Here is a 5,133-nt window from a genome sequence, read left to right on the forward strand (position 1 = left end):
AAATCGATATTCTCCACAAAAGCATCAATAAAGCGAACCGGATTATCTTCAAAAATCGAATCTTCTAAACTCGTAAAAACCATTTGATTGCGGGCGATCCCAGTGATGTGTTGCATCATTAAATATACAAATTCCCTCCCGAAATATTGAAATTTTTTACCTATTTTTGATTAAAATAAACGGAGGTTTTTTCACAGACTGACGTTAGCGGTTATGTTAAAAAAACGAGACGAATAGAATGGAAAAATGGAAATCAAATGTTTGGTTAATTATAATTATTTGTGCAATAATAATTGGTTATCCATTTTTTGCAATAAAATATTTTGAAACTTCAACAGCATTAAAAATTACTGCAAAATTTTTACTGTTACCAATTGTTCTTTTTTTGCTAATATTTGGACCAAAATTTTATTATAAAAGTGTAAAACCTTTAGATAAGGATATTCCGAAAAATAAATTTAAAGAAAAAGCGAGAGATATATTTTCAATTTTTATGATGATTATTTTTTCGACAGGAATTTTGTTTGGAATTGCATTCTCACTAATAATTACAACAAATAAATTATTCGGAAAATCTGAAAGTGTAAAAATTAATGAAAGTGTTGAAAAATACGAGCCTTATATAACAAAAAATGGAAGATTAAGACATTACATTGATTTTAGAAATCCGAAAACACAAGAAATAATTCATTTAGAAGTTTATCGAGAATATTATGTTGGAGAAATTTTCGAGAAAGAAATGAATTATGGAGCGTGGGGAATTTTATACTCAACCGAATAAAAAAACACAACCGCTAACAGGCGTTTGGCAAGATTGCGAATTTTGTAGTAAATTCACGTTTATTTCTCGCAAGAAATTTTATCTTTGATAGAAAATAATCGGTTCCGAAGTTCGCAACCTCGCCAAGCGCCGGAACGTCAGGCTGTGAAAAAACTTAGCCGAAATGAGAAGTTATTCGGATACCTGTTGGAGAAAAATTTCATACAGCAGATTCTCAGGTGTCCATTTTGAGTTAATTCACAGACTGACGTTGTGCGTCATTTTGCAAAACCTAAAAAAATGAAAATAATAGACGAAACAGATAAATTAAAACTTGAAATAGAACAGGAATCATCTGTTTTGACTGAAAAAACGAGCGGAATAATATTACTAAATGAACAATTTTATGGTAACCCGAGCTGCGGAATTATTGACCCTGAAAATAATTGGGCAATTGTTGCTGGAATTCACTTGACGTTTTGGAAACCTTCTAAAACCATAAAATATCATAACGAAAACTTTGAATGGATTCACTCAATAAGAATAAAAGATAAAAATACAGTTGAAATCCTTACTGACCCTTGGAGTGAAAAATCATCTGTTTGGGAGTTGAATACAGAAAATGCTGAATTGAAAAAAATTAAAGACTTTCCAGAATATATAAATAAAGAATATACAGAATTAGTTAACTGGTAAAAAACGAACGCACAACAGGCGTTTGGCAAGATTGCGAATTTTGTAGTAAATACACGTTTATTTCTCGCAAGAAATTTTATCTTTGATAGAAAATAATCGGTTCCGAAGTTCGCAACCTCGCCAAGCGCCAGAACGATGTGCAAAAGTCTCCGCTCCGCTCCGCCTTTTGCACATCGTCGCGCGGATTTCATCCGCAGATGTGTCAAAGTTCTCCGCTGCGCTGCGACCTTCAACACATCTGCGGATTGGCAAAATTCCATTTTCTTTTGTAACTTCGTTACAACAAAAATGAAACTTCGCCAATCCGCGCGACGTTAGGCGTAATTTTAAAGACAGACAACAAATGAGAATTCAGATAGACTTCGATAAAAAAGACCGGTCACAGACAATCCTTGCTCTTGAACGGTTTCTGAATTACAATTTGATTGAAATAAATCACGGGTTGACTTTTGAAGCTGTCTTTATTACGTTCATTGAAAAGCCCAAAAAGACTCAGAAATTTAAACGCAAATTTTTATACAAAAAATATGCTGACATTTCAATTCCATTTGACTTTTCTAATTACAGCGAACTTAATTTAGTTGACTTCAATAATGCCTTTGAGACAATCATTGAAAACATTGAAGTAATTAACGAAATAGAAGTCGAAAATAAGGACTTCGAAATTTTAAAGCTTAAGAAGAACTTAATTTCTTTAAGAGTATTGTTGCCTAAAAACAATACTGAATTAGAATTTTTCATCGAAAACACTAAAGAGCTGCACAAGCAAATCCATTTAAAAAGAATGAATTGCAGAACAGAGCAAAGAGTGAGTAACAAAAGGGATTTAATAAAGAAATTGAAGGGATTTAGGGCTTACGACAAAAAAGAAAATAAATTATTGCGACCCTATCTCAATAAAATCACTGACATACTAGAGAAGAATTTAAAGCTAAATCAACTTTTATCACCAGGCTATTCTGAAATTTACTTCAGCATTTCAGACAGTTTAGAAGATGCTAAAACAGAATTTCCTCTTGAAGATTGGCATGAATATACTTATGTCGTGATTGACTACGATAAGTTTGAAAGCCTTGACATAGGTAATAGATTTAGCTACCTATCTGGCATTTTATCAAGTGCATTAGATGAAATCTGCACAATTGACCATTTGGACAAAACAACAATTGAAGTACTAAAAGCTAAATTACAAGATGACTTAAAAGAGTTTTTGACAAACAGCAGTGCAGAACAAATCGCAGACGAGCTAAGGACATTTCCGAGAAATGAAAAGATATTATTAAACAGAAAATAAAAACTACGCCTAATCGAGTAGACGGCTCCGCTCATAATTGAACGGAGTGCGCCTCTCACACCACCGTACGTACGGGTCTCGTATACGGCGGTTCGTATATTGATGGGTTAAGTGATAGATGAAGTTCTAACATGCCGATGTAACCACGCTTCTTTAGCCTTGAAATAGTGATTGTTGTTCCTAAAATAGGACTTTGTGCGACTGCCCATCCTCCTTTCCGAGTTCGACTATATGCATACGCAAGGCTTTGGTCGATTCCTAATCGAATGAGGTTTTTCCTCTTCCGTTCGGGCTTCTTCCAATCATGCCAAATGCAATACCGCAGTCGGTTTCTCAGCCATCCGTCAAAGTTCATGAGTTTTCCTTTGATACTTGTTCCTCGAAAATAGTTTAACCATCCGCGCTGAACTTCGTTAATCTTTTGGATGCGCTCATCAAAACTTATCGGAGCGGTTTTGCGGGTGAGGGATTTTAGTCGCTCTTTCAATCGTGTCCACGCTTTCTTACCTACTACCAATTGGTATTTTCCCTTGTCCCCTTTCTTATATGTAGATTCGAATCCGAATCCCAGTAGTTCAAATTGTACTGGCTTTCTAACGCCACTTTTCTCACCATTAATAGTGAGTTTAAGTTTCGTTTTCAAGTACTTCTCTATGGCTTTTAACGTTGCAGTTGCATGGCTTTTATACTGGGTATAAATACTAAAATCATCTGCGTAGCGTACAAATCGAAGTTTTCGTTTTGTCAATTCTTTATCCAACTCATTGAGCAGGATATTCGACAATAACGGACTTAAAGGCGAACCTTGCGGAACTCCTTTTCTTCGTTTCTGTAGTTGACCATTGATTAGAATTGGGGCTCGTAACCATTTGCGGATTAAGCGCATGGTTACTGGACATTTTACCTTTCGATAAAGTAAGTTCAGAAGGATGCAGTGGTCTACTTCATCAAAGAAAGTCTTTAGATCAATGTCTACAATAAATGGATAACCTTCATGGATATGCTCCAACGCTTTACCAACTGCTTGGCGGGCGTTTTTGTTGGGTCTGAATCCATAACTGTGAACACTAAATTCATTCTCGTAATGTGGCATCAGAACTTGTGATACCGCTTGTTGTAACACTCTATCGGTTACTGTTGGAATTCCTAAAAGTCGGGTTTTACCGTATGCTTTAGGAATCTCTACTCCAAGAATGGGTTGGGGAAGATAACACCTCTCTTTTATGGAAGAGTAAAGTCGTGTTTTCTCTTTCCGAAGATAATCAGATAATTCTTGCACGTTCATTCCGTCAACACCAGCACTGCCTTTATTCGCAATTACTTGCTGTAAGGCTCGTTGCATGTTGCGAGGATGTAATACTCTTTCAATCATTCTTGTTCTTTTACTTTAACCTGTTCCGCTTTCCCAGGGCTATTCCGTTTAACGGGAATTCCATTGTGAATTAAGAACCAAAATACGTTCAGTCCTTCCTTGGGTTGTGAGTCCTCCGATTTATTCATCGGCTCGTTGCTCCTAAGTACTATGACTTCTGCTGACTTCTTCGTTTTGCCAACTCGTGGCTACGAAGATATCCCCAGGTAATGGCATCTTCTTTCTCTCAATTCCTGCCGTATCTACATTTATGCACTTTTGTAATTTTAGGGCGTTACAATGATGTGCTTGCTTACCCATGCATAAATGCCTCTTATACGGTTCCTGTTCGTCAGTACCGAGTTTTGTAGTCTCGCTTCCTTCAGATGTAACCTCACGGTTACCACCCTTGCGACTTACTAATGGTTCAAGGCGTTACCCTCGCCCATAAGGGACTTGCACCCTCTAGATTAATTTCTTACTTTCGTAAGAGAAAGATGCCCATGCTGGGCACACACAAGGGTTTTGCGTCAGGCGGGCTGAAGTGCAAAATTCAACAGCAGTTTTTCAATTGAACTTTAGTAATAATATCAGCTTTTGTGCTTCGATTTCCCGCCCGAACGCAAAGCCCCGAAACGTCAGGCTGTGAAAAAACTCATATCCTTCCTCTTTAAGCCATATTTTTACAACGCTGCAAGGTAAAACAAGCCTTTTAACGGCGCCTTATTTTTAAGCAACCAATAATACTTTTTCAAAAACAACGACTGATTTCAGCTTAAAATGATTCGTTATTTGCAAAAACAAGACGTTCCTTTTGTAAGGTGACTTCCAGTTCTTGATTTTCGCAATTAAATCAGGAACTCCCAGAATATTCATTGCACGTTTGATGTTGTAAACCAGCATAATTAAACTGTGTTCACCATTTACCTTCTCTAATCCCGTTAAATTCGTGTGATTGTAACCCCATTGCCTTTTGATGGTTCCGAAGATATGCTCGTTGATCTCCTGCCTTTTTCGGTACAATTGCCCATT

At 36.6% G+C, this 5,133-nt stretch carries 5 protein-coding genes; 3 read left to right on the top strand and 2 right to left on the bottom strand.

Going from position 1 to position 5,133, the window contains the following annotated elements; genetic code table 11:
• Positions 1-238: 238 nt before the first annotated feature.
• The 3 genes from BW939_RS15570 to BW939_RS15580 all read left to right on the top strand — a co-directional run bounded on the left by BW939_RS15570 (position 239) and on the right by BW939_RS15580 (position 2,750).
• Positions 239-781, top strand: coding sequence for a hypothetical protein (locus BW939_RS15570; RefSeq protein ID WP_076452924.1), 543 nt, complete (start codon positions 239-241; stop codon positions 779-781).
• Positions 782-1,060: 279 nt separating this feature from the next.
• Positions 1,061-1,456, top strand: a complete 396-nt coding sequence (locus BW939_RS15575) for a hypothetical protein (RefSeq protein ID WP_076452925.1) — start codon at positions 1,061-1,063, stop codon at positions 1,454-1,456.
• Positions 1,457-1,799: 343 nt separating this feature from the next.
• Positions 1,800-2,750 (top strand): hypothetical protein, encoded by a 951-nt coding sequence (locus BW939_RS15580; RefSeq protein ID WP_076452926.1) that lies wholly within the window; start codon positions 1,800-1,802, stop codon positions 2,748-2,750.
• Positions 2,751-2,805: 55 nt separating this feature from the next.
• Here BW939_RS15580 and ltrA read toward each other — a convergent pair whose 3' ends face one another.
• Both ltrA and BW939_RS15590 read right to left on the bottom strand, forming a co-directional pair.
• Positions 2,806-4,122 (bottom strand): group II intron reverse transcriptase/maturase, encoded by a 1,317-nt coding sequence (ltrA, locus tag BW939_RS15585; RefSeq protein ID WP_076452927.1) that lies wholly within the window; start codon positions 4,120-4,122, stop codon positions 2,806-2,808.
• A gap of 708 nt (positions 4,123-4,830) precedes the next feature.
• The coding region (locus BW939_RS15590) for a transposase (RefSeq protein WP_143754010.1) at positions 4,831-5,133 on the bottom strand (303 nt) is incomplete at its 5' end.

It is taken from the genome of Chryseobacterium piscicola (assembly GCF_900156685.1).
Classification (GTDB): domain Bacteria; phylum Bacteroidota; class Bacteroidia; order Flavobacteriales; family Weeksellaceae; genus Chryseobacterium; species Chryseobacterium piscicola.

Coding starts and splice junctions, on each gene's coding strand:
- BW939_RS15570 (WP_076452924.1), top strand. CDS start 239: ATGGAAAAATGGAAATCAAATGTTTGGTTAATTATAATTATTTGTGCA.
- BW939_RS15575 (WP_076452925.1), top strand. CDS start 1,061: ATGAAAATAATAGACGAAACAGATAAATTAAAACTTGAAATAGAACAG.
- BW939_RS15580 (WP_076452926.1), top strand. CDS start 1,800: ATGAGAATTCAGATAGACTTCGATAAAAAAGACCGGTCACAGACAATC.
- ltrA (WP_076452927.1), bottom strand. CDS start 4,122: ATGATTGAAAGAGTATTACATCCTCGCAACATGCAACGAGCCTTACAG.